At 37.8% G+C, this 22,660-nt stretch carries 23 protein-coding genes, 1 pseudogene and 1 CRISPR repeat array; of the genes and pseudogenes, 10 read left to right on the forward strand and 14 right to left on the reverse strand.

Annotation, left to right across the window (positions count from 1 at the left end; translation table 11 throughout):
* Nucleotides 1–3: 3 nt before the first annotated feature.
* Nucleotides 4–162: a hypothetical protein gene (locus KME09_01315; protein ID MBW4532553.1), complete on the forward strand. Its 159-nt coding sequence runs from the start codon at nucleotides 4–6 to the stop codon at nucleotides 160–162.
* Between the two features lie 156 nt (nucleotides 163–318).
* Nucleotides 319–612: a hypothetical protein gene (locus KME09_01320; protein ID MBW4532554.1), complete on the forward strand. Its 294-nt coding sequence runs from the start codon at nucleotides 319–321 to the stop codon at nucleotides 610–612.
* An 83-nt stretch (nucleotides 613–695) separates the two neighbouring features.
* Here KME09_01320 and KME09_01325 read toward each other — a convergent pair whose 3' ends face one another.
* On the reverse strand, nucleotides 696–1,133 hold the full coding sequence (locus KME09_01325) for an excalibur calcium-binding domain-containing protein (GenBank protein MBW4532555.1): 438 nt from the start codon (nucleotides 1,131–1,133) through the stop codon (nucleotides 696–698).
* A 227-nt stretch (nucleotides 1,134–1,360) separates the two neighbouring features.
* On the opposite strand from KME09_01325, the gene KME09_01330 reads away from it, so the two are divergent.
* From KME09_01330 to KME09_01345, 4 genes are all read left to right on the forward strand, one after another.
* On the forward strand, nucleotides 1,361–1,819 hold the full coding sequence (locus KME09_01330; GenBank protein ID MBW4532556.1) for a hypothetical protein: 459 nt from the start codon (nucleotides 1,361–1,363) through the stop codon (nucleotides 1,817–1,819).
* 60 nt (nucleotides 1,820–1,879) lie between these two features.
* A complete protein-coding gene (locus KME09_01335; GenBank protein MBW4532557.1) occupies nucleotides 1,880–2,212 on the forward strand; it encodes a hypothetical protein in 333 nt (110 codons plus the stop codon).
* Nucleotides 2,213–2,358: 146 nt separating this feature from the next.
* A complete protein-coding gene (locus tag KME09_01340) occupies nucleotides 2,359–3,186 on the forward strand; it encodes a hypothetical protein (protein MBW4532558.1) in 828 nt (275 codons plus the stop codon).
* 224 nt (nucleotides 3,187–3,410) lie between these two features.
* On the forward strand, nucleotides 3,411–3,623 hold the full coding sequence (locus tag KME09_01345) for a hypothetical protein (protein ID MBW4532559.1): 213 nt from the start codon (nucleotides 3,411–3,413) through the stop codon (nucleotides 3,621–3,623).
* A gap of 150 nt (nucleotides 3,624–3,773) precedes the next feature.
* Here KME09_01345 and KME09_01350 read toward each other — a convergent pair whose 3' ends face one another.
* Nucleotides 3,774–3,917 (reverse strand): tyrosine-type recombinase/integrase, encoded by a 144-nt coding sequence (locus KME09_01350; protein ID MBW4532560.1) that lies wholly within the window; start codon nucleotides 3,915–3,917, stop codon nucleotides 3,774–3,776.
* A gap of 478 nt (nucleotides 3,918–4,395) precedes the next feature.
* On the opposite strand from KME09_01350, the gene KME09_01355 reads away from it, so the two are divergent.
* Together KME09_01355 and KME09_01360 are read left to right on the forward strand one after the other, a co-directional pair.
* Complete coding sequence (locus tag KME09_01355) at nucleotides 4,396–4,563, forward strand: hypothetical protein (GenBank protein MBW4532561.1); 168 nt, start codon at nucleotides 4,396–4,398, stop codon at nucleotides 4,561–4,563.
* Between the two features lie 170 nt (nucleotides 4,564–4,733).
* Nucleotides 4,734–6,713, forward strand: coding sequence for a telomere resolvase (locus tag KME09_01360; protein ID MBW4532562.1), 1,980 nt, complete (start codon nucleotides 4,734–4,736; stop codon nucleotides 6,711–6,713).
* Between the two features lie 142 nt (nucleotides 6,714–6,855).
* Here KME09_01360 and KME09_01365 read toward each other — a convergent pair whose 3' ends face one another.
* From KME09_01365 to cas10, 8 genes are all read right to left on the reverse strand, one after another.
* A complete protein-coding gene (locus KME09_01365) occupies nucleotides 6,856–7,260 on the reverse strand; it encodes an IS1 family transposase (GenBank protein ID MBW4532563.1) in 405 nt (134 codons plus the stop codon).
* A gap of 56 nt (nucleotides 7,261–7,316) precedes the next feature.
* Entirely contained in the window at nucleotides 7,317–7,595 is a 279-nt protein-coding gene (locus tag KME09_01370) for a hypothetical protein (protein ID MBW4532564.1), read from the reverse strand.
* A gap of 115 nt (nucleotides 7,596–7,710) precedes the next feature.
* The gene (locus tag KME09_01375; protein ID MBW4532565.1) at nucleotides 7,711–8,997 is read right to left on the reverse strand and encodes a hypothetical protein; all 1,287 of its coding nucleotides are present in this window, start codon (nucleotides 8,995–8,997) and stop codon (nucleotides 7,711–7,713) included.
* A 3-nt stretch (nucleotides 8,998–9,000) separates the two neighbouring features.
* A complete protein-coding gene (locus KME09_01380) occupies nucleotides 9,001–10,974 on the reverse strand; it encodes a type III-B CRISPR module RAMP protein Cmr6 (protein ID MBW4532566.1) in 1,974 nt (657 codons plus the stop codon).
* 74 nt (nucleotides 10,975–11,048) lie between these two features.
* A complete protein-coding gene (locus KME09_01385; GenBank protein MBW4532567.1) occupies nucleotides 11,049–11,444 on the reverse strand; it encodes a hypothetical protein in 396 nt (131 codons plus the stop codon).
* A 12-nt stretch (nucleotides 11,445–11,456) separates the two neighbouring features.
* The gene (gene cmr4 / locus KME09_01390; GenBank protein MBW4532568.1) at nucleotides 11,457–12,257 is read right to left on the reverse strand and encodes a type III-B CRISPR module RAMP protein Cmr4; all 801 of its coding nucleotides are present in this window, start codon (nucleotides 12,255–12,257) and stop codon (nucleotides 11,457–11,459) included.
* A gap of 10 nt (nucleotides 12,258–12,267) precedes the next feature.
* Nucleotides 12,268–13,395, reverse strand: coding sequence for a CRISPR-associated protein Cmr3 (locus KME09_01395; GenBank protein MBW4532569.1), 1,128 nt, complete (start codon nucleotides 13,393–13,395; stop codon nucleotides 12,268–12,270).
* Nucleotides 13,368–16,478 carry a type III-B CRISPR-associated protein Cas10/Cmr2 gene (gene cas10, locus KME09_01400; protein ID MBW4532570.1) on the reverse strand — a complete coding sequence of 1,037 codons (3,111 nt, stop codon included), beginning with the start codon at nucleotides 16,476–16,478 and terminating at the stop codon, nucleotides 13,368–13,370. The genes KME09_01395 and cas10 overlap by 28 nt, the downstream gene beginning before the upstream one ends.
* A gap of 208 nt (nucleotides 16,479–16,686) precedes the next feature.
* On the opposite strand from cas10, the gene cas2 reads away from it, so the two are divergent.
* Nucleotides 16,687–16,968 (forward strand): CRISPR-associated endonuclease Cas2, encoded by a 282-nt coding sequence (gene cas2, locus KME09_01405; protein MBW4532571.1) that lies wholly within the window; start codon nucleotides 16,687–16,689, stop codon nucleotides 16,966–16,968.
* Nucleotides 16,969–17,195: 227 nt separating this feature from the next.
* Nucleotides 17,196–18,305: a CRISPR direct-repeat array (repeat unit 36 nt; unit sequence CTCTCTAATTACTAGAGAAACTAATTGAATGGAAAC).
* Between the two features lie 95 nt (nucleotides 18,306–18,400).
* Here cas2 and cas1 read toward each other — a convergent pair.
* Both cas1 and KME09_01415 read right to left on the reverse strand, forming a co-directional pair.
* Complete coding sequence (gene cas1, locus KME09_01410) at nucleotides 18,401–19,390, reverse strand: CRISPR-associated endonuclease Cas1 (protein ID MBW4532572.1); 990 nt, start codon at nucleotides 19,388–19,390, stop codon at nucleotides 18,401–18,403.
* Nucleotides 19,387–19,677, reverse strand: coding sequence for a hypothetical protein (locus tag KME09_01415; protein MBW4532573.1), 291 nt, complete (start codon nucleotides 19,675–19,677; stop codon nucleotides 19,387–19,389). Before KME09_01415 ends, cas1 begins: the two co-directional genes overlap by 4 nt.
* Nucleotides 19,678–19,889: 212 nt before the next feature.
* Between KME09_01415 and KME09_01420 the strand changes: the two genes are divergently transcribed.
* A complete protein-coding gene (locus tag KME09_01420) occupies nucleotides 19,890–21,074 on the forward strand; it encodes a WYL domain-containing protein (protein ID MBW4532574.1) in 1,185 nt (394 codons plus the stop codon).
* A gap of 220 nt (nucleotides 21,075–21,294) precedes the next feature.
* Here KME09_01420 and KME09_01425 read toward each other — a convergent pair.
* Nucleotides 21,295–22,206: pseudogene (locus tag KME09_01425) on the reverse strand (IS4 family transposase).
* A 264-nt stretch (nucleotides 22,207–22,470) separates the two neighbouring features.
* The gene (locus tag KME09_01430) at nucleotides 22,471–22,653 is read right to left on the reverse strand and encodes a hypothetical protein (protein MBW4532575.1); all 183 of its coding nucleotides are present in this window, start codon (nucleotides 22,651–22,653) and stop codon (nucleotides 22,471–22,473) included.
* Nucleotides 22,654–22,660 lie beyond the last annotated feature (7 nt).

Below are 22,660 nucleotides of genomic sequence, written 5' to 3' on the forward strand. Positions count from 1 at the left end.
CCCATGATGTTGATCTACCAAAGTTTAAGGCGAGAAGCGGTTGAAGAAGCCTTAAGCTACGTAGCTCCTGTGGGCGAAGAACAAAGCCTCGCTGAGCGTGCCTTTGCAGTGATAGAAGCCAGTGTTAATACTTCAAATTCTAACCAGTTGACAAATGCGTAACAAGTGTACTACGCTCGACTTTTGAGAGATCCTAGTGCATTGCCGAAGTTGTCAGCCGCTGCTGAATGCAATCGTTAACAATTTCTTCATTTCGAGCGATCGCGCTTCTCCCGAACTCAGATTACACCCAAAACACGCCTTAGCCGAGCGTCGCGATTGCTTCGCAGTGCGCGGAGCGCAATCGCCTCCCTTGATGAAGCTAAACTCAACTATCGTCGTCAGCAGTACGAACACAGTCTTAAAGTATCTGACTATCAAACTCTGATCTCTAAGCAGCAGGAGCAAGTTAACTCACTTCAGTCTCAACTAGATACAGTTGATGATGAATTAGACAAGCTGACATCGGTTTATTCGCCTTATCGGGGAAAGATAAGAAGAGTGAAGATACTCGGACAGAACGAGCGGAGTATTACTGCTGAAGTGACTTTGGATATTCGGGGTGAGAAGTAGGGCGATCGCTTTCATCCTCTACTGTTCAATCAAGCGATCGCTGTTTATTACAAATTGTCGATATCGATATCAAAGAAAATAAATTAAAACCCTGTTCCTTTTAAATTTGTTATTTCATCCTGATGAATATGTAATTCAATTTTTTTCTTGTTAACTTTATCTTCCCAGACTAACTTTCCGTTCTTTGAGTAAGGTTCAAAGCCAATAATCACTTTGGCTTCGTAGTATGTAAGAGAATGTTTATTCTTGGTTTCTTTCAATCTTGCCCCGTTTTGGCTGAGAAGGTTTTGCCAGATAGTTTTGTTTAAAGTACCGTAACTAGTGTTTTCTAAATGTTCGCAAGCAATTCCATCATTATCTGAATCTAAAATGTCTGTATCAGATGGATTCGATCTTAAATGATTCTGCGCCTCATATTGATTATTGAAATCATCACAATCCTTATTTTTAGCTTGAACTTCAATTGGAAGTGTTGATAAACATAAAACGCTTACTAGAAGCGAATAAATAATCTTTTCCATTTGTATTACTATATATAGTTCTCTCAAGAATAAAGAGGGACTACATAGATAGCTGCGATCGAGATCGTTTCTGTCAACAAATGAAGCTGAGTCAGGAGTTTCTACAGTAAATTCAGTTATTTTAGCTTCGACCTAATTTAGACTATTGCCATAAAAGTATCACTAAAGTATGATTGAAGTACGAATTAAATATTAAATACTTTATAGATACTTATGAGATTAAAAATATGGCAGATACAATTATTACCTTTACCAGAAATCAGCTACAAGAGATTAAAGCAAAGGGATGCGATTATAGTTGGGTTCTGAATAAACAAAGAGCAGAAAAATGTAAGTATTTAGTTTGTTGTCATTCGGAAGGTGCTAAAAGACGAGATGCGTTTTTGCTAGCTTTGATTAGTGGAATTCGCCAGGTAGATGATGATGCCAACGGAAAGAAACGCTGGGATATTGAGATCTTTGAGTATGCCAATATCGATCTTCCTAATGTTTGGAAAGGCTGGCAAAATCCAGTTCACTACACTTCTTTAGGAGAACTAGGAATCGATTCATCTACTATTAAGTTTAAAAAACTGCCTGAAAGTGACAACTATATCTATTCATTAACCATAGAACAAGCAAGGCAGGGACTAGCAAAGTCTTTTGCTGTAAATCCAGAACAGATTGAGATTCTGATTAAGGGTTAATCGGTTTTTCTTGGTCGAGAAAAGCAATTTATTAAATTAATTAATTTAGGAAAAATTATTATGGCTTTAGAATTACACAACTTTATTTGGTCAGAAGAACGCTTAGTACAAGTAGAAACTCAACCACATCACATTACAGGTGTACTGGCTGAAGTGCGCGATCTGCTCTTTAATTCAGATTGTGATTGGGATGATATTTATTCTGCTTACTATGAATGCGAAGAAGATGGCACGATTACTTTTTACGAAGCTGAAAGTGCAGAAGCTGGTAATCCTGGCATTTGGACATATATGGTTTATAACTGTGCTGCTGGCGAAGAAAAAGTAGTAACTAATGTGAATATTAATACTTATGAACCAGCTTTACAGTTACAGAAATTAGGAGGTTTTTGAGGTGCGAAAGAGAAAAACCTGATTTTGATTGGTTATAGTTGGGTTATTTGATAACAATAATGCTGTGATAAACAATGCAACTGTACAAACACTTCACTGTTAATAACATTCAGTTTGAACCTTTTCCATTTAGGAGAGAACTATCGATGGAGTCATATTTGATAGAAAATGAAGGTGTTTTGGCTCTCGATCATAATTTGTTTACTGATGTAGAAATAATTGAAGCCGAGTTGACTCTTAAAGAAGGTAGAAAAAGTAAAGAAACAGATGGCAGGATTGATATTTTAGCCAGCTATTCTCAAGAGTATCTTGCTGTAGTCGAACTAAAATTAGGGCAATTAGAAGAAATGCATTTATCACAGCTTGAAGATTATTTGCAAAGCAGAGAAACTTTGGTTGAGAAATACAAAGACTTAATAAAAGATAGTTTTAGCGATCGCCCTAAATGGTTAGGAGTATTAGTTGGTGCATCTATTAACCCTAAATTAGCGGAAAAAATTAATAATGGCTACCAAGCAAATGGTAATATACCAATCGCTGCTCTAACAATTCAAAGGTATAGAGGTAATGATGGTCAGATATACGTTGTTACTGAACCGCTTTTCAATAGTAATCAATCAAAGAAAGATACTCAAAAATATATATTCAACGAACTTGAATTCGGCAAATCTAGATTAGTTTTAGAAGTTATTAAATCTTATGTAGCTAATCATCCAGAAATAACTTTTAATCAGTTAGCTTCTCAGTTTTCGCCAAATATTCAAGGTAAATCGGGTACGTTTACGACTATAGAAAAAGCTAACGAGATTTATACTAAAACAGGTCATAAAAGGCACTACATCAAGCCTGAAGAACAGTTAAAACTATTTGATTGTACAATAGCAGTTAGCAATCAATGGGGTATCGGTAATATTAATGGTTTTATCAATAATGCTCGAAAATTAGGCTATAAAATAAAACTGGTAAATAGTTGACACAATTGTCTTAATATGCGCCCCACCAAAACCATCTAAAAATCTATAAACTGACTACTACCAGCATTACTGTGATATATACAGATATTTCTCAATAGACTCAACTAGATAACGGGGGGATAAGTAAGAGCGATCGCTTAATTAAAAGATTAGTTGATGCGGAGATTGAGAAGGATGAAACAGTGGGAGAATTATTACAAGCAAACGATGAATAAGATTTAATTATGAATCTCATGCATGATTGTCCTGAATGTGATGGGACTGGAGTTGATGACAATTACGCAGACAATAAGTGTGATTGGTGTAATGGACTCGGAAGATTATCTGAAAATGAATTGTGGAATTACTACGATGTTGGTTCAGATAAAAAAGATGCGGAAGCTTTAGCATGGGCTGAATCTCAAGAAGGTTCTGGAACTTGGAACATAGACTCTTAGAGGAAAAGTAAAAACCTCGGTGCGATCGCCCTACCCAAACCAAACCATCTAAAACTCAATAAACTGACTAATACCAGCATTACTGTGATATATGCAGATACCTCTCGGTAGTAGTCACACTCGCATGATCCAAACTCTGCTGCAACAACCTTAAATTATAATTATTCTGGTTTTACTTCCCTTACCAAAGACAGTACACTTACCCTCGCCTTTGTGATGGGGTTTTAAATCGTTCCAAGTTAGCCCCACAACTTCCGACACTCTCAACCCACAGCCGTACATTAATAACAGCATCAAGCGATCCGTAGGGTACCCTAAAGGACTCCCTAAAGGGTTAGCTTCGCGTCAGCTCGCAAGCTCGTCTTAGAGGATATGCGAAGCGGTATGGTTTACCATTAGCTGGCGCGTCCGTCCTTCGCGTCGCGCGGAGCGTAATCGCGCTCATTTACTTACCGTTCTTGACCTACAGCTAGGACTACACAAGAGCGAGGGCAAGTCTCCTTATCTTTATTCAGCTACAAGACTCACACCTGACCAAAGTGCTACGTTAACTTGCCGTGAGCGTTCTGTTGAACTACTTCACTCTTCAATAGGAGAGATGATTATAGCCAAAGAGTCAAGTGAAGGGAAGACTATCCTGTCTTGGTGGCAGCAGCACCAAGACTTTGCACATAAATATCAAGATGACACTGCTGAATCGGTTGATGAGCCTCCTTTCTAGTTGAGATGACAAAATCAGGTAGTGTTGCCAAAAATTAGTCAACCACTATAGATGGTAATACTACATAAAAGTTACGATACTGCCAATAGCGTTTTGAGTCGAACTCCAGCTTGCAAGCCGACGCAGTTTCCCCGTCGCCATGTTGCGGGAGCAAGAAGGCGGGGCTTGCGCTTGACCTCCTTTCGCGGTCAATCAGGGCGAACTAATTCGAGCTTATAGCGAAGGTCATTACATTGCTAAATCAGTTTGTCCTGACATCGAACCCAAATTTGTCATCGACTGCATCAAATCGGCTGCCGAAGTAACTCAAAATTTTCTCGAAGATCTCAAACCCCTATTCATCACCTTTAATACATGACACAAAAGTCAAGCATAGGGTAAAATTAGGTATGAAAGATAACAAGATCATTCAACAACTCGATTGTTCATGGCGGGGAAACCCCGCCGACCCTCTCGTTCAAGCTGCTGCTAATAAGGGGAGAACTGTCTGGCTACAAAACTGTCTGATTGAGCTTTTGCCACAGTTAAACCAGCCCTCAACCGATTATCAGACTTGGTTTGATTCGATCAAATCAGTCATGAAGCAACGAGGATTAACTCAACCCACTCAACAAAAAGATTATCTGTCTGATATCCGTAACGCCATTAAAGTCATCGACCCCCATCACCCTGCTTTACAAGTTGTCGATTTCGACACCTCTACCTGGGTTCAAATCAATAACCGAGCAGGCGATCGCCTTGGAGAAAGAAAGACCAAGTTTATCGATAATCCTGATGCCATCGTCAAACTAGCTACTACTCTTTTGGGTAGCTATCAATGGTCGGAAATTGCTGCGGGCTTGGCTGTAGTAACTGGCAGACGCTCTACTGAAGTTATTAAAACAGCGAGGTTTCAATACAAAACTAAATACAGCGTTATCTTTACTGGCGCACTTAAAAGAGGAAATGAACCTGTCGAATGTGTCTTTGAAATTCCTACTCTTTGTGAAGCCCAGTTGGTAATCAAGGCGATCGCTAATCTTAGATCTCAGCTTGGACAAGAGATTCAAGATTTGACCAAAAGACAAGTTAGTAGTCGTTATGGTCGCGCTGTCGCGAAAAAGTGCGATCGCTATTTTGATGAGTTAGTCCCACCCAGAGAAGATCAGGATAACCTGTACACTCATCTTTTTCGCGCTGTCTACGCCACGATCGCTAGCTACTGGTATTGCCCCCCTACTGTTCCCGAAATCGAGTTTCGGGCTGCTATTCAAGGTCACTATCAGATTATTGACGAACTTGACCCTAAATTACGACGAAGTATTGCTGCGGGTAGAAATTACTTTGATTACAGGATCTCTGATGGTCAGGGCAACATTGACGGTCGATTAGGAATCAAGTTAAGTTTGCCCGATGTTGAAATACTCGAACAGTTTCAGCCCGCAGTTTTCCAAGCTGACAAACCCCCAACTAATCTTATAGCCTACACTAATACTACACTAGCTCAAACTCAACCAAACAAGCCCCAGATTATGAATCAATCTTCTAATTCTGCTAATTCTGCTCACGCTAATTCCATGGTCATCCCCTCTTTTTTTCAATCGAGGTTATCAACTATTGCTCAAAAGTTGGGAATTACTCCCGACCAAGCTATTCAGGCATTGTTTACCTGGACGGAAATGGGTCTATCTTTGGCGGAGCAATTATCAATAGAAGACCTTACTCCTCAAGCTATCTTTGAGTCCGTCGAACAGCTAAAAGCAACAGCAGACAACAATTCAGACTCAGTTGAGTTCGATTCGTCTCAGTCGGCTAAGTTAAATAGCCATAGCCTCAATCAACTTTCTATCTCGATCAGACTCTTAAGTGAAGCTTTGTACAATAAGCAGAACTCTCAAGGCGATAAGTCTACTCCACAAAATCCCACTACAGTTATCGAGCAAAAGCTACTAGACACTGCCGAGCATAATAATTCGCCAAGCCACAACAATTCCTCGGCTAAACTCCAACCAAATCTTTCTTTGCCTGTCGAGAAAGAACCTGCCGAACCAACTAAAAATAGCCAACCAACTTCTTCTAAATCATCGAAGGGAGAAAGTTCACCCCGTAAGATCTCTAAAAAAAGTCTTGAGGCCGAACAGGAGATCGATCGCGCTATCGATGCCATTATTCAATTCAATAACCAAGAAGATGTCTCTCATCAGGATAAATGGCATATCGGTGTCAGCGCCCTGAGAAAGTTAACCGAAAGAGGTGATTCGGTTATTCAGCGCGTCTTACAACCTAGAAAGACTGAAATCGAACAGCACCATGCTGTTCATCAAATCGGTCCCCGCCATAACTCCAAAGGTAAAACTTACCCTTCTATCGACGAAATTATTTCTCTGTGACTTCTCGCAAATTCAGTTAAATGGGGTTCAGCACGACCGCGATGCTACTCTTTAATTTGGCGAAGGTATTGCATTGATGTATTACTGTAAATTATTGTTATTGCTGGCGGTAAAGGTAGTGTAATAAAGATGTTGAAACAAGTTAGATTTCTCTACCAAATTCATATCTATTAATATAAAGCCCAATTACTAAATCGTGCATAAGAGCTATCTTTGAGAAACAAATAGTTTTGCGCTGCAATCTTTTAATTCTTGTTCTCAAAGTTAAATGCTTTCTCTCAATCTTCTGCATTTTATATTTGCTGATAGTTCTTTCTTCTTTAGAAAGATGACGCTCGTAAGTTTTTAATTTGTCAGTGTAAAATTTAGTAATTCCGAATGGTTTGAGTAGTCTTTTGAGCTTGAGAAACATTCGGTCTTGTCTTCTTCCTAAGACAAAAGCTAAAATCGTTCCTGTTTTATGGTCAATTGCGTGCCACCACCATCTTTGATAGCCTTTCTTTCCTACGTAGCTTTCCATCTCATCTACTTCAACCTTCTGAATCACTACTTTTAAATCTTGACGGCTTCTTTCTTTCAGCCATTTGTAATTGATTTGTTCGATTAATGATTCTTTTTTTTTAGTTCTGACATTACCGTAGAAGCACTAATCTTTAAAACTCTAGCTGTATCTCTAATTCCACTTCCATTTATTGTCATTTCGCCAATTTTTTCTTTGACTTCTGGTTTATAGCCACAATTTGTATAATCTAAAATGAAACTAGAACGGAAACATTCAGTATTACGGCAGCGATAGCGTTGTTTTCCTTGTTTCGATTTACCATTTTTGACTACATTTGTTGATTGGCAATAAGGACATTCTACTGCGATCCAAACCGTCATTGTAATATTTTATCCGCCAGCTTTTTAAATTTTTACATATTATATTATACACTCTTTCATTACACCACCGGATTAATCTAATTTTTTCTGCGAACCTCAGCAAAAATTAGATTAATCATTGAACGTCTAGTAATCTCTCAATTTTTTGCTTGATCGTATCAAAAGGATTGGGTTTAATTGCTATATTAAGCGATTTTAGGATTTGCTTCAGATCAAATAAAATTTGATCTGCTTCCAAATGATCTATACCTTTAAGTTGATGAATATAATCATTTCTTTTTTGACAATAAGCATTCAAATTTTGTAATAATTGGCATATTTCAGTATTCTTATCGTAGAAGTAATCCACAATAGCTATCATTGTAATACGATTATAGTTAGTAGCAAAAAATAGTTTTTGACCATTTTTAAGACGATATTCATTTAGATATTTTTGAAGTTTACCATCATCAAAATCCTTGATATTTTTATTCAATTTATCAATTAGTTTTTCATTCATCACTGAATTAATATCTTGTTCAGGTATTAATTCTTGTTTCAAGAGATAGAATAAAACACTTTCTTGAAAAACAAATATTTTTACTAGTAATTCAGAATATTCTTGATTCTTGGCTTTAATTTCTGCTTGAAAATAGATTTCTTTGATAATTTCTCGGTGTTGTCTAGCTGCTAATTGCTTACTTTGTTGGTGAAATTCTTGTCCACAAAACTGAGCGTGATTTCGTATTTGCTCAAAGCTAGTTTCAAATGCTGAACTTAAACGATAAGAGGCACATTTTAGTAAAGTACTGACTCCATTATCTAAAAGATTATTATTTTTGAAAGTTACTAATGCGCCATAATAATTATGACAAGCTACCTGTTCTTTAATAATTTTAATATCGATTGTTTTTTTAAGAACGGTAATATTAGATTCAAATACTCGTTCCTGATCGGACAGCATCAGATTAGGATTTCTCACCTGCCAAAGATGGCTATTAGTTGCTAATCCCGATGCTTGTAATATGCTCCAGGCGGCTTTCATTGCAGGAGTACCCGAAGAAGAGTTTAATTCCAAGCGATCGCCTGATTTTAATTGCAATTGGGCTTTGGCGATCGCTTTTTTGGCTTCTTGGGTAGCTAATAACAGATCGATAGGATCTTTTGACAATCGATCATCCACTGCAATTAATTCAATCTGTTCTGGAGCAATAGACAGTTGTTTTATTTCGCTAGATAGTAACCATTCTTTAGTAAAATGAGCAGCATCTTCTGTAGCAGAGGTGTAGAGTAAAATTGCTCCCTTGATTTTTCGTTCTTGTTCTAATAAATGGCAAATTAAAGTGACAATTGAACCTTCGCGATCGTTTTTATCCGAACCTGGATCTTGATTGCCGACAAAAGATAAGAGAATACTAGACATATTTTAATTAAAAGGAAAGATTTGATAATATTGGTCTGATTCTTGTTTTAGTTTTTGGAGATATTTAGATCGAGGTGCGACTGTTGCACCAAAAACAGTAACCACTTGATAATCTTCTAAATCTGCTATCCAAACAGGAGAAGGTTTTACAGGTCTATTAGTTTGTCCGCAAAGATTACCGTCATAATCTAGTTGGCCTCTCGAGTTATTAATTTTTAAATCTTGACTGTGTAAAACTGCTAAAGCATGAGGCTTTTCGTATTGTTCTTCGCCTGAACAAACTACAATACGACAATGTTGATCGACTGCATCAGACCAATTTTTGTCGCTTGGTTGATTAAAAGATAGGGGTGAATTAATATTTTGGCTTATATTGCTATTAAGAATTAACTGTTCTAAAGCGGAATAGAAAGCTTTGAGTTTAGTTTTGAATAATTTTTGAAACTCTTTAGCTGAACCTGGATCGAACCAATAGTCTTCTAAATTTGGATTATCTTCTTCATCAAGAATAAAAGTAGAACCACGAAACCACGGTGCATTTTGTCTATTTCGTCGAGAATAGCAAGGTCTTCTTGCACCCTGTCCGATGCCACCAAGGTTAAACATCATCCAAGTTAAATTTTTCAACAGTGATGAAATTACTTGGGTCTTATCTTGAGGCGTAGCGACAGAGTAGGATAGAGTCAAAATACCTTCTTGTTCCCCACAATCATCGTTTTTATTTTTTGCTTCTCGTTGAGTTACTGTTCCTGAGAAAATATTAACTTTTACCCAACCCAACTGCTGTTTGGGAGTAATCGCACCAAAAATTTGACCCTCCCAATTTATTACTTGTTCGGTAGATAAAACACCTAACGCAAAAGCCCGAAACCAATAGCGCAGAATTGATTTAAAAGCAGTAGGACGAACTTCAGAAACAGCAGAAGTTGCAGGTTTTAGATTTCCATTTCTATCAGTTTTTAAATTGTCATCTCGTTCTGTCTGAAACGGTTGTTTGACATTATTAAACTTTTGATGACCATGAATTAGCTGCCCTTCTATGGCAAACTTAACGCGGAAAAATTCACTGCTAGATTTATCTTGATTGCCTAAAATTAACTGTCCATAGCCTGTATTAATTTGTGAACCAACGCCAGCTTGTAAACCTACAATTAACCATTGTTTGACTTTGTTTAAAATTTCATTATCCTGGCAATTACTAACCAAACGTAAGCCAATTAAAAAGCTAGATTCTTGTAGAGAAAGAAAAACGTTGGGGTTAGAATCATATTTGGGTTGCTGATTTTCATCCCATTTCCAAATATTATTTGCCATATCTATACTCAAACCACCAGTTTGACTGGGTAAAGGATAAGCATCGAGAAAAACTACTTTCCCCGCAGAATCTTTAAGATTTGCTGTTTCAATCGAACCAAAGTAAGGGGCTACTTTTTGTTCTGCATCTTTCCATTTAATCTTTTCCGCAGCAACTATTTCTCGAATAGCTTGAGTTCTTGCAACACCCCGCAGAGTACTAGCTGGAATATAGGGCATTCCCAACGCATCAAAAGCTGGTAATAAGATACTTTCGGGGCCACGATGACCACCGATACGAATGCGCCAAGGGCATTTGACAGTAAAGGTGTTGTTTTTACCTACAATTAGTTCTGTACGTTGATTTAACTGCTTTAGGCGATCGCCATAATTATTGGCATTTTCCTGAGCTATTTGTAGGATCTGTAATTTAGTCGCATCTTTATATTCTCGTTCTGGTTCGCGCATCCAACGCAAGTATTCGACAAAACTAGCTGTAGAGTTTGGCTGAGGTGGATTATCAGAGTTTAACCAGGGCGATGGAGGTTGATTATTTGGTCTATTTTCATTACCGCGATTATTACTTCCATTATTGCGCTTGGGCGGTTGTGATTGATTATTGACTTGCGATCGAGGTTTAGGTGGATTTGGTCTTTGAGGATGTTGAAGAGGTTGTGGAGACATTTTATCTAGTAGTAATAAATAATCGGCAATCGTAGGGGCGAAGGTAGGTTCGCCCTGATAAAGATAGATTTGTTCTAAGCATCGCCTTTGACGTCGTTATAGATAGCGTTTGCCCAAAAACTAAATTCCTGTGCCAGGTTTAGTCCCAATCCAGTTAAACCTAAATAATCATCGGCTTTGAGTTGCTTGAGGGTATCTAAACCCTTATTGCCAGCCAAATCTTTAACTGAAGCAAGAAGTTGCAGACATTCAAAGTATTTTTTGACAACATCTTGTTTGCCTTTTTGACTTAATGCTTGTTCTTCAGCTTTGAGACGCATCATGCCCCAAGTAGCAAGATAGGTATATAGTTCTACCGCTTGGCTTTTTTGCTCTTTAAGACGGGAATTATCGTTATTATTGTTAGTTCGTAATTCTTGTAAAGCTCCGTAGACAGGAGTACTAAGGGTACGAGGGTCGAAAGTTTGCATGATAATTTCTCCTTATTTATTTACTGATGCTGGCCACTGTTGAACAAAACCTCTGCCTAAGCTTTCTTGTCCGCCAATTTGTAAAATTTCTCGATTGGCTAATAATTGACTAAATTCTTGATGTATTTCAGATGACTTCCCATTAGCAGCAGAGGTAGTTCCCCAGGTAAAATACATCAGGGTATCGGGAGGAATGGCTTCTTCATAGCGAAAACCACCATCAACAGTTTTATTTTCATCAAGTTTGATTTTGACTTGTCGCCACAAACTCATTTGAATTAAAGTCCCGCAGTGTCTATCTGGCAAGACGATCGCTCTTTCAATGGTGTTAGTTTGAACATTTTGTGGCATAAAATCTTGCCAATCTTGCCACTGTTTTAATTCTTCTGCTTTGAGAATCGCATCTTTGAGATAAACAGCGGAATTACCATTGACAAAGTTGCAGCTATATTCCACAGGAATTCGATCCAACTTACCTGTAAACCTCGCCCAACGTTTTAGTAACATCGGACAACTAACCCAAACCACTCCATGACTCAGGGAAGGTACAGGAAGCCAAAGTAAAGCACCATCACCAATCCAAATATTTCCCTGTTCTAACTGGCTGGCATTTTCTAAATCTGTACCAAAAAGTTTAAATTTTTGGTTTTTGTCTTCCACACTAGCCCTCAGTCTACCGCGAATACTGCTAGAGGGAATATAGGGAAAGTTAGTATGAGATTCGCGGGCAATTCCCAATAAGTTTCCTTCTTGAGTTGTTCCTCCTGTATGTAAAGGAGAAAGTAGATAAAGATATGTGTAATTAATCGTCATAATAGTTGCTTTATTTATCTAAATAAGAGATCCACAATAATTCGGAATAGCCGAGGTTACGCCAGCGTTTAACTTTGCTGGGGGCTTCATTTGACTCTTGAAACAAAGCATCTGGTTGTTCCAAGTAGTAAACACTACCAGCAGGAGCAGCAAATACTTGAGGTGCAGGAATACTTGGGTTCTTGTTCTCTATTCCCTGTCCCCCGTTTCCTGTTCCTTGAATCCTGCCACTAATTGCTAGAGGTTGGGCAGTAGCCACACTAACTAAGTTGCCTTCTTTTTGATTGGAATTAACGGTATGGGCGAGTTTCCATTCCCACGGATAGGATTTACAAACTGACTTTTGGTCTTTATGAATGCGTTCAAATACTCCTGGGGTAATTAAATAAGCTAAGGATTTACCTCTTGTTTGATAGTTTTGTTGAGATTGCTGCTGTAATTCCTGCCATTGTTCGCCTAATTCGGAACATTCTTCGATTAATACCCGATGTCCCTCTCCTCCCAGTCTCATGGAGGTAGGGGTATTGGGAATTTTGATGTCTAGAGCAATCGCCAGACTCCAGCCTGAATGTAAACGAATGGCATTCTCGACAAAATAACCATCCACATCTTTTACTTGCCGACTATCAGAAGCGATCGCATTATGAGAACGAGTTTCTATCGTCCAAGGTTGAGAACTTTCTCCCTCTTGACATAGCCAATCTTCAGGTTTTAAATCTTGGTTCTCTAATAGTTTAGTAACTATAGAAAAAGGTAAATAATTGCGCGGTTTTTGTTCGAGCTTATTTTCTTGGTCTTTGCTATTAGCTAATTTTTTTAATAACAAAGGTGCAGGAGATAGACGATCCCAGATCATCTGTTGAGAGGGAGATTTTTCATCCAACCAAGCTACAGGGTGGAGTAAAGAGTTATTAACATAATTAAGAGGACGGGGAAAATAAAGTTCTTTTTGGTAGCAGAGAAAAGTACCCTTAAGAGTTAGGTTTTCCTTACTATTTAATAGTCCTCTAATTGCTCCTGCGATCGTATGTCCGTTGGGAGGAAACACACTTCCTGCCCAGGCTCTTTCCCCTGGGGTAAAAGGTTTGGCATCGCGAAATAATAGTATATCTAATGGGGTAAATATGTACCAATACATGATTTTTCTTTATTAGTTTTTATCTGCCGATTTCTTAAATTGAATGCTGCTAATTTCAGCCAGTTTTTTATTTCTTCGTCTTGTTGCTTGCTTGGGCTATAAGTAAATAATTTACTAAGTAAATCGCTGAGTTTTTGAGCAAAAACTTCACGAGATTCTGGGTGATTTTTAAATATATTTCGGCGATCGCAAAAAGCTTTTGTCCACTGTAAAATTGCTTGTTCTGGTGCAGGATGTTGTAACCAAATCTCAGCAGCCTGTTCAAAAATTGCCCAGTCTAACTCATCATGTTGTTGGGCAAATTCTACGATCTCTCGCCAACAGTTAAAGACACTAAATTTAGCTGTAGCTTGTAAAATATTACCGTTGCCATAAATCGCCCGAACTTGAACCGCATCTTTGTAAGAGTCTTGATTATTAACCAGATAGTAATGTTCTTTGGCTTCTTCTTCTGCCTCCCAAAGATTTTGTAGCGCGATCGCTAATGGTACAGAATGATGGGCGATAACAATTCCAAAACTAATAGTTGCTGCCGATCCTAAAGTAAACAAAGGACGATCTGGTAAAGTTTTTGGTCCCTGTCCTGTAAATTCCCAATAATCCCCCTTATTATCAAATTCATTACCTGGATCTTTTTGTCCTTGAAAACATTGCCGAATATCCCACAGCCAACTATCCCATTCCCAAAGATTGGTATAAGCTAAAATATCGTCGCCACCGCAATAAATTAGTCTGCCAGCATATCGAGATTCGGTAAGATAGGGTACTAACTGATTGGCAAAATCCAGAAGAGAACGGCTTAAGGCACTATGGGTAGCAGGACCCATTCTTTTTTGAACGTTCAAAAATTCAGTAACTGGCTGCTTGATTTCATCAGGAAAGCGATCAATCTTATCAATTAACTCTTGAGGAATATATTCACGATATTGTTTTAATTTTGTTCCCTTTAACCATTCACTCATACTATCGCCATCACCAGCAGCAATTACATACCAGTCAGTGGGGTTTTTTCCAGGAGGGAAATAGGTAGCAATAGTATTTCTTAACTTGCTCAGTTCTGCTTTTTGCTCATTCTTATTTTCATCAGCAAAATCTTCAATTAGCCAACTAGAATTAATTAAACGAGGATGAGGTAAGTTTCGGTAATTTCGCTCGATCCAAGGGATGCCCCAAGAATTTTGGTTATTGTTGTCTGTTTCTTTTTTTGCCCAATCGAAGCGATCGCCTATTTCTCTACAAGCAGTTTGATAATATTTAATCGCCTCATCATCTCCCGCTTTTTTCGCTTGCTTTAACCAGCCAGCAACTCCCGAACTCAGATCGGGATAAGTTAAAGATAAGTTGGGAATATCTAAAATCTCGGGCAATATTTTATGTAAAACTCGCTTGACTACTTCAGTAGCATTTAATTCTTCAATCCCGTCAAATAAACCCAGATTTTTGCCATCCGACCAAAACTTTTTGGTTTGCCCTTCGCTTACCCAGTCAGATTGATGGTTATGCACCACTGAACCAATCCCAGAGATAGTGGAACGAGTACCGAAAGCAGTGGGCATTGACCAAGTACGGGCGTTTTTGACTGCGGTTAGATTATGACGTAGGCGATCAAATATATTACCCCACCATGAACCAACGTTAAGATTAGGTTGTCTGGAATAGGATTTTGACTTTGATTCTGTTTCTGTTTCCGTTTCTATTTCTGATATATCAAAAACTGCTTTGAGAAATTCAGCTTCATTTTGTTCAAATAATGTTGCTGATTTGTCAGGCTCTTTGCTATTTTCTTTTAAACCTGTAAAATCATTTTGTTTTTTACACCAATCTTGATATTGTTTGTGATTTTCTCTTTCTTTTTCTTTATCTTTGTTTTTGCCGTATGAATGATGTAATTCTGTCTCTAAATTTCCAATTGGTAAAGCCGTCCAATATGTTTGCCATTGAGACTTGAGCCAACCTTCCCAGGTATGGGGGTTAATATCTTTCCAGGCTGGATTTATCTTTTGCAGAAATTCTAAGCTTTGGTTGCCCAACTCTTGCCATTCTTGTTCCAAAACTTGTTTGGCATATTGTGTCACTGCATAGATCGGATTATCTTTAATTTCATCGCCTTGTTTGCCGTTATCTGGCACAATCATCACGATTACGTTGGGAAAACCAGCCGTTAGTAATTGTTGTGTCGTAGGTTCTTCAATCCACTGACTAAATTCGGGATATTCTTGTAATAACCAATGGTCAATTAATGGTTGCTGATACAAGCAAGGATACAACAATGTATCTGCACCGTATTTTTTCGCTAGTTCCCAACAAACCTTAGCTGATAAATAATGCAGCAACCAAGAACCAGCCCAAAAATCGCGCATCTTACGACTGGCTTTGACTAATTCCTGTACGGGAGAAAAGGTAAATACTACTAAATTAGGACGCGAGCGCGTAAATCTATCTCCCTTACTGGGATATTCTTCTGGATTCTTATAATGTCCTGCCAATCCACCAGCTAATGCAGAAGTAATACTTGTATGACTCCACAAGGAGGCATCGGGAAAACGAGTTTCGGCAGGAAGCAAATATACTTCTAATACATCTTTAGCAAGTAAATCTGGATAGCAACGCCATAGCCACCAATGAACCAAACGAGGATCTTTATATTCTTCGATCAGGTTTAATACTGCTAATTCTTTCTCTTCTAAGAACTCTTTGCGTTTGCCTTCTTGCAGCCTGGTATGCCATTGAGGTATCTTTAGAGTCTGCGATTCGCCAGATAAAAGATGGTGTATTTGCAAACCATCTTCACGGTAACTAACCGCACTTCCATAACCTAATCTACCGATACTACTTCTATCGCTTGCAGAAGCAATTAAGTCGCATAGCCCAACATGTTCTAACCATGTGCCGTTAAGAGATTTGGCTTGAATCGGATCTACAGATTCATGTTTACTTTTAGATTTAGACGATCGCCATCCTGCCATACACTGCAAAATGTGCCATTGTCCTTCTCTACCTAAATCTTGTGCGTGGGATAAAGCTTTTAAACCTGGATCGTGAAGTAAACCCCAGATTTTAGCTTGCCAGTAAAGTCTTGTCATTAACCTGAATCACTATGGATTGAGTTTCTCTTCAACTCTAGCCGAGTGATTATAAATGGTCTAGCAAGTAATAATACTGAAAATTACTTTTGTAATAGCTTTAAAAGACTATCGGATATAGTTTTGACAATCGCGTTTGCCTTTGTTTTCAATATTTTCTTTTAGTGGGATTGCTTCAAAAAACTTAATAGATTGAGAGAAAAAGAAGATTTTGTTTTACGTAATTGTCTATGATATTTCTTGTGATAAACGACGCAAAAAAGTGGCGGACTTATTAGAAGGTTACGGTGCCAGAGTTCAATATAGTGTTTTTGAATGTGTTCTCGATCGCGCTCAATATCGGCAGCTTGGCGATCGCTTGAAAAAGAGAATTAAACTAGATGAGGATAGTATTAGGATTTATCCCATAACTCGAAATACTTTGCAGCAAGTAGAAACTTGGGGTGTAGGAAATAATCTGACTCAACCACCTAGTTCGACAATTATCTAAAGGCGATCGTATTTATTGAGTAATTTATTTTTATTATTTGATAAATCTTGCGAACCTTAGCCAAAATCGCTGTAATCCTAATGATCTCGTTGTGAGCCTCGACTTATCGCTGTGTATATCTTTTACGGATTTTCTCTTGTTTTTTAACAGCCTATCTTGCTTTATTTTCTCTGAGCCTCGCAAACTGCCTCTAGACATCAGGCTCTATCTGGGTTTTAATTGAGGGACTCTCTAATTACTAGAGAAACTAATTGAATGGAAACTGAATAGGAAGCAATTCGTGCTTCGTCAACGGTTAATTTGTCTCTCTAATTACTAGAGAAACTAATTGAATGGAAACTTCAACTTCTAATGTCACTCCATATTTCATATTATCTACTCTCTCTAATTACTAGAGAAACTAATTGAATGGAAACCTTGTTCTCACTACTACAACTAGACACATCTGCACCGGAACCTCTCTAATTACTAGAGAAACTAATTGAATGGAAACGTCTCAACAAGTAATTCTTGAGGATCGCTGTCAGTGTAAACATCTAACACCTCTCTAATTACTAGAGAAACTAATTGAATGGAAACGACGATCCCAACTATTGCGATAGCTGTGGGGGTTAGCTCTCTAATTACTAGAGAAACTAATTGAATGGAAACGATATGAAAAATCTCCATTGATATGGAATCCAATCCATGTCTCTCTAATTACTAGAGAAACTAATTGAATGGAAACTATATTCGATTAATTTATACATGGCAATATATCTCTTTGCTCTCTAATTACTAGAGAAACTAATTGAATGGAAACCTAATAGTTTCAAAGGTGTTTTCTACATGAGCGATCGCACCACTCTCTAATTACTAGAGAAACTAATTGAATGGAAACCATAATTGTTAGATTTACATCTAACACAGAACCTTCTTGTCTCTCTAATTACTAGAGAAACTAATTGAATGGAAACTGAAAACCAATGAATGCAATCATGAACTTGGAAGAATGGACTCTCTAATTACTAGAGAAACTAATTGAATGGAAACTATACATTAGTTTCTTTATTAATTCTTTCAGCTGATTCATAACTCTCTAATTACTAGAGAAACTAATTGAATGGAAACAGAAGAGGTGTAAGAAACAGAAACTGCTTTTTCAGCTCTCTAATTACTAGAGAAACTAATTGAATGGAAACATAAATGAATTAACTTTCTAAATTCTTCATATTAATATTCTCTCTAATTACTAGAGAAACTAATTGAATGGAAACTACAATGACTTGGTTCTAGTTCGTAAAGCTTTTCAATTGCTACTTCTCTCTAATTACTAGAGAAACTAATTGAATGGAAACTAAAAAAGCGATCGCCCAAGTAACTTATAGAGCGATCGCTTTTTTATAGTAAGCAATATAAGAAAATATGAGAATACTCCCTATTCCCCAAATAACTACCGAATCAAATAAGGTTGATAGAGTTGAGCTGGTTGATAGACAAATTGCTTATATAACTTAACCTGCTGCAAGAGTAAATCCCATCGAGGTTGATTACCTAGATCGGTTTTGATTTCTTCTTCCATTCGTTGCAGAAATGCTTGTAAGTAATTCTTTCTTCCCGCATCATTAAGAAAACAACCGCCATTTCGATAGACAAAATCTGTTTCCGAGTTGATCATTCGCCGATTAATCAAATATAAAACTAAAGAATCAACAATAGGAGCGCGAAATTCTTCGATTAAATCAGAAGCCAAAGCTGCATGACGATAATTTCCCTGGTGCAAACAAGCTTGATAAGGATCGAGTTGCTGTAGTTCAATTAAAGCTAAAAGATGATTCCACAAGATCTGATAACCAAAACTCAGCATAGCATTGACAGGGTTCCCTGGAGGGCGACGGCTACGAGCCACAAATACAAAATCTAGATTAGTAATCACTTCACCATAAGCAGAAAAATAGCTAGCTGCACCTGCACCTTCTAAACCGATTAATTGCTCCATGTCTTGAACTTGTTCTACTTTAGTCAGTAAATAATTTAAATTCAGCAGAGTTTGAGCTAATATTGGTGTCTGTTGTTTTCGCTGCTGCCGTTGTAATAAAACGCGACTGTTTTTTAGTTTGGCAAGAGTAATTTCTCTGGCTACGGCTAGTTTTTCTCCACGAGATAATTGCTGTTGATAGCGCGAAAGCTGACGATAGCCTCTTTCTAGAGGCAAAACTCGACCATAACAATAACCCATGCGCGAAAGATAGACAATGGGAATATTTTGCCAGATACAAGCTCTAATTGCTTGAGTGGTAATTTGCGACTTACCAAAAATTAAAATCTGTTCGAGCAGCGGTATTTTAACGCGATTAACAATGTCTTCTCGATAACGAACGATTAAAGTTTCTTTACTTAAGGATATATTGCAGCCCTGTTGGGATACATAAAGACTTTTCATAGTCTATTTTTCTCTATAGCCGACGCTCTTTGATTTTTAAGCTGCAATTCTTTTTCAGTATTTAAGGAGGCAAATTTATTTTGCCTAATACTAGAAAGAGCTAGCCAATCAACAACCAGATCCGCAAAAGTACCGACAAAAAAGCTGGAGACAGTCACTAAAAAGGTATTACCGATTACAGCTGCCAAGCCCAAAGGAGCGATTAATAATAAAGCTAAGGTAATTGCACCATTAGCTATAGCGGTACTAAAATTTCTGATTACTGCTGTCCGAGTTGATAAATACATTAAATATTTTTGTAATATTAAAGTTACTTCATGAAACTATAATTTACCTAATACATCTCAACTAATTCTCTAATTTCCCAATATTTACTGAATTACAAACTGGCAAGTAAAAATTAAACTAAAAAAGAGAATCGAGTAACAAGGAGATCGCCCTTAAATATTTTCTTTTTTTTGACATTAATGATTCTTTATTCCCTGCTCCCATAATATCCATGAATCAGTCTTCAAAAATAAACCGTTATACTAATATCCAAGCTTTAGAAAGATTATTATTATTAATTGCCATATTAATCAAATATCCAGGAGTTGGATGTCCTAATGAATTAGAAAAATCTGATGATAAGCATCATAATGCTTTGAAATTAGTGCAAATTAAACTACAAGAATTAGCTTTATCACTAGGCATTGACTTACCAGAACAATATCCAGCTACAGCTACTTTGAGGAAAGATTTAGAATTATTGAGAGACTATCAAATTTTAGACCATAGAATGTATCGCTGGGGTTATTATCTCGGTACAGGAGTGATGAGTAAACAAGAACTTAAAGCAGCATTTAATGCTTTAGAATCTCAGGCAATATATCAGGGAGATCCTCAATTAAGAAATATCTACTATTCACTTAAAAAACGCTTGCGCGGATTTGAATTTGAGGAACAACAAGATTTCTTTTATCCTGTCCGCCAACATCTTAATCGTGCTATTAATTATACCGATCCTCAAGAAATGATGAATCAAGGTGAATATCGTCATACTTTATATCATCAAATTGAATTATTAGAGGAAGCTATTATTACAGGTCAGGCAATTGAACTTTCTCGTAATGTCGATCCCTATGGTGAAAACAAACTTGGTTTGATTACTTTATATCCTTTACAACTAATTTATTTTGATATCGCCTGGTATTTAATTTATGAAAATGCTCAAGATGGTACTTTATCTACTGGTAGAATTAATCGTTTTAAAGATTATCTAAAAGTTGTGACAAGCACAAAAGCGAGAAAGATAGCAGAGCAACAAAAAAGCCTGAATAATGCTCACCAATTAATCCGCAATGGCTGGGGTTTAAAATTAGGAACGTTTGAAGAACAGCAATTGGAATTAGCAGGTAAACTGGCGCTTATTTCCGCCAAAGTCCGTTTTTTTCCGCCCGTAAGTGCTTTTATTGCTGAGGGAGAACGAAGACATCCCCGACAGATAATCGAAAAACATCCAGATTATTTAGATTATTCCCTTAAGCTACCACTGCGATCGCTGGCTGAATTTGGATTTTGGATAAATCGATATTCAGACAACGTTATAGTTTTATCCCCACCCGAATTAAAGCTTAAACATCGTCAAGCCGCAATGTCTTTGATGCAAAAGTATCAAGAACGAGAAGCGACTGAAATGTCATAATTTTTACCTAATCTGCGCGAAGTCCTACACTGTATCGCAGCGCTTTCACGGTCAAGCCGCCCTAAAAAATGTTATACCCTTATGGTACTAGCCCTAAAGGACTTGTCTCGCTTAGTTGGAGATTAGCTCCTACGTCGCGTCCTTCGCCTCGCACTAGCGACCTAACGTCTTTTAAAGACGCTAGGTCGCTGCTCAATCTTTAATTCAGCGTTGGGAGGGAATGTAGCCATTGTCCCATTTTCATCGCCCAACACATGGCTAAACTCATTAAAGCTAATAACTTACTTAATCGTTGGGCATCAGTAAAATGAGTGGATTCAAGGCAAAACCCCCTAGTTTTAAACATTCCAAATAAAGTTTCGATTCCCCAACGCTTGGCATAGTCAGAAATAGCTGTTTGAGGAGAATCATCCGAGATAACTACTAATAACTCTCCATCTTCGAGGCGTAAAGCAGAAATGTAGACCAATCGACCCCAGACCCAACGACGACCTGACAAAATTTCTCTTTGACCAGGTTGAAGATGAGCGAAAATAATCGAAGCAGCAAGCCTTTTTTGACCATCGCTAATTTGGTCGGTTTCTCGGATTCTGATTCGGAAAGGAATCGTTGGCTCAATCAGCAGATAAGTTAACCACTCCCGACCAACAAATTCCCGATCTCCGCAGATCTAAGCAACTTCTGCATCAGGGAAAACTTCTCGAAAGCGATCGAGTAAATCCATACGTTCATTACTGTGGGAGTTGCCTTTCTTGTCGAGCATTTCCCATAACAATGGATAAGCTACTCCTTCATGTACTACTCCTAACATCAGTATATTAAAGCGAGTATTCCCAAATGACCATTCCGTTCTATCCTTACTAAGCACCCAAGGCTGAGGAATTTCCATTAAGGTGACAATAATTTTGGCGATCGCGACATAATCTAAATTAAAATCCTTAAAAAATCTCTGTAGGCGTTTGTAATTAGAATCTGTCTTAACTTGAGTCCTAAACCCAGTCGCTAATTCCACTAAATTGATAGTTTTGACTCTGAGTAAAGCAATTAAAAATAGCGCCAGAAAGCTTAGGCGTGCGCCATGCCATCCTAAAAGTGGTTTCAGGGTTTGTCGCAATAAGTTAATCTGATTCATAGGGTTCGATTTGAGTGTGGTTACTTTAAATCAAACCCTTTTCCTGTAGTCTTTTGCAAGCTTCTGGTTTATTTTTTGTCCTGTACTTAGAGCATTTTTACCTTCCCCATTTAAAATGTACATAACTACTTTAGGGATTTGGTCAATCAAGGCGATCGCCTTGGAAGCATCCCACTTTTAGCGTGGTGATGCTTAATTTACCTTGTGGTTGGGAGAACGAAAGTGAGCGTCTATACAAGTTAACTTGATGAACAGTCAGATTGTCTACCAAGACATTGCCATAATCGCTGCCATACCTTCAGCTCTGGCAGCAGCCACCGCATAAAATATTGACTCAAACTGGTGGACTCTGCCCTCTTCATCAATTACCAAAAATTGATAACATTTGCTGGGCGAATAATAGACCATCAACAAATATCCATCAACTCCTACCACTTCTTCAATCATTATCTTT

Source organism: Pleurocapsa minor HA4230-MV1 (assembly GCA_019359095.1).
GTDB lineage: Bacteria > Cyanobacteriota > Cyanobacteriia > Cyanobacteriales > Xenococcaceae > Waterburya > Waterburya minor.

What these genes read in the sequence shown, in the direction of transcription:
- KME09_01315 (MBW4532553.1), top strand. Translation starts at nt 4, where the DNA reads ATGATGTTGATCTACCAAAGTTTAAGGCGAGAAGCGGTTGAAGAAGCC.
- KME09_01325 (MBW4532555.1), bottom strand. Translation starts at nt 1,133, where the DNA reads ATGGAAAAGATTATTTATTCGCTTCTAGTAAGCGTTTTATGTTTATCA.
- KME09_01330 (MBW4532556.1), top strand. Translation starts at nt 1,361, where the DNA reads ATGGCAGATACAATTATTACCTTTACCAGAAATCAGCTACAAGAGATT.
- KME09_01335 (MBW4532557.1), top strand. Translation starts at nt 1,880, where the DNA reads ATGGCTTTAGAATTACACAACTTTATTTGGTCAGAAGAACGCTTAGTA.
- KME09_01340 (MBW4532558.1), top strand. Translation starts at nt 2,359, where the DNA reads ATGGAGTCATATTTGATAGAAAATGAAGGTGTTTTGGCTCTCGATCAT.
- KME09_01345 (MBW4532559.1), top strand. Translation starts at nt 3,411, where the DNA reads ATGAATCTCATGCATGATTGTCCTGAATGTGATGGGACTGGAGTTGAT.
- KME09_01350 (MBW4532560.1), bottom strand. Translation starts at nt 3,917, where the DNA reads ATGCTGTTATTAATGTACGGCTGTGGGTTGAGAGTGTCGGAAGTTGTG.
- KME09_01355 (MBW4532561.1), top strand. Translation starts at nt 4,396, where the DNA reads ATGGTAATACTACATAAAAGTTACGATACTGCCAATAGCGTTTTGAGT.
- KME09_01360 (MBW4532562.1), top strand. Translation starts at nt 4,734, where the DNA reads ATGAAAGATAACAAGATCATTCAACAACTCGATTGTTCATGGCGGGGA.
- KME09_01370 (MBW4532564.1), bottom strand. Translation starts at nt 7,595, where the DNA reads ATGACGGTTTGGATCGCAGTAGAATGTCCTTATTGCCAATCAACAAAT.
- KME09_01375 (MBW4532565.1), bottom strand. Translation starts at nt 8,997, where the DNA reads ATGTCTAGTATTCTCTTATCTTTTGTCGGCAATCAAGATCCAGGTTCG.
- KME09_01380 (MBW4532566.1), bottom strand. Translation starts at nt 10,974, where the DNA reads ATGTCTCCACAACCTCTTCAACATCCTCAAAGACCAAATCCACCTAAA.
- KME09_01385 (MBW4532567.1), bottom strand. Translation starts at nt 11,444, where the DNA reads ATGCAAACTTTCGACCCTCGTACCCTTAGTACTCCTGTCTACGGAGCT.
- cmr4 (MBW4532568.1), bottom strand. Translation starts at nt 12,257, where the DNA reads ATGACGATTAATTACACATATCTTTATCTACTTTCTCCTTTACATACA.
- KME09_01395 (MBW4532569.1), bottom strand. Translation starts at nt 13,395, where the DNA reads ATGTATTGGTACATATTTACCCCATTAGATATACTATTATTTCGCGAT.
- cas10 (MBW4532570.1), bottom strand. Translation starts at nt 16,478, where the DNA reads ATGACAAGACTTTACTGGCAAGCTAAAATCTGGGGTTTACTTCACGAT.
- cas1 (MBW4532572.1), bottom strand. Translation starts at nt 19,390, where the DNA reads ATGAAAAGTCTTTATGTATCCCAACAGGGCTGCAATATATCCTTAAGT.
- KME09_01415 (MBW4532573.1), bottom strand. Translation starts at nt 19,677, where the DNA reads ATGTATTTATCAACTCGGACAGCAGTAATCAGAAATTTTAGTACCGCT.
- KME09_01420 (MBW4532574.1), top strand. Translation starts at nt 19,890, where the DNA reads ATGAATCAGTCTTCAAAAATAAACCGTTATACTAATATCCAAGCTTTA.
- KME09_01430 (MBW4532575.1), bottom strand. Translation starts at nt 22,653, where the DNA reads ATGATTGAAGAAGTGGTAGGAGTTGATGGATATTTGTTGATGGTCTAT.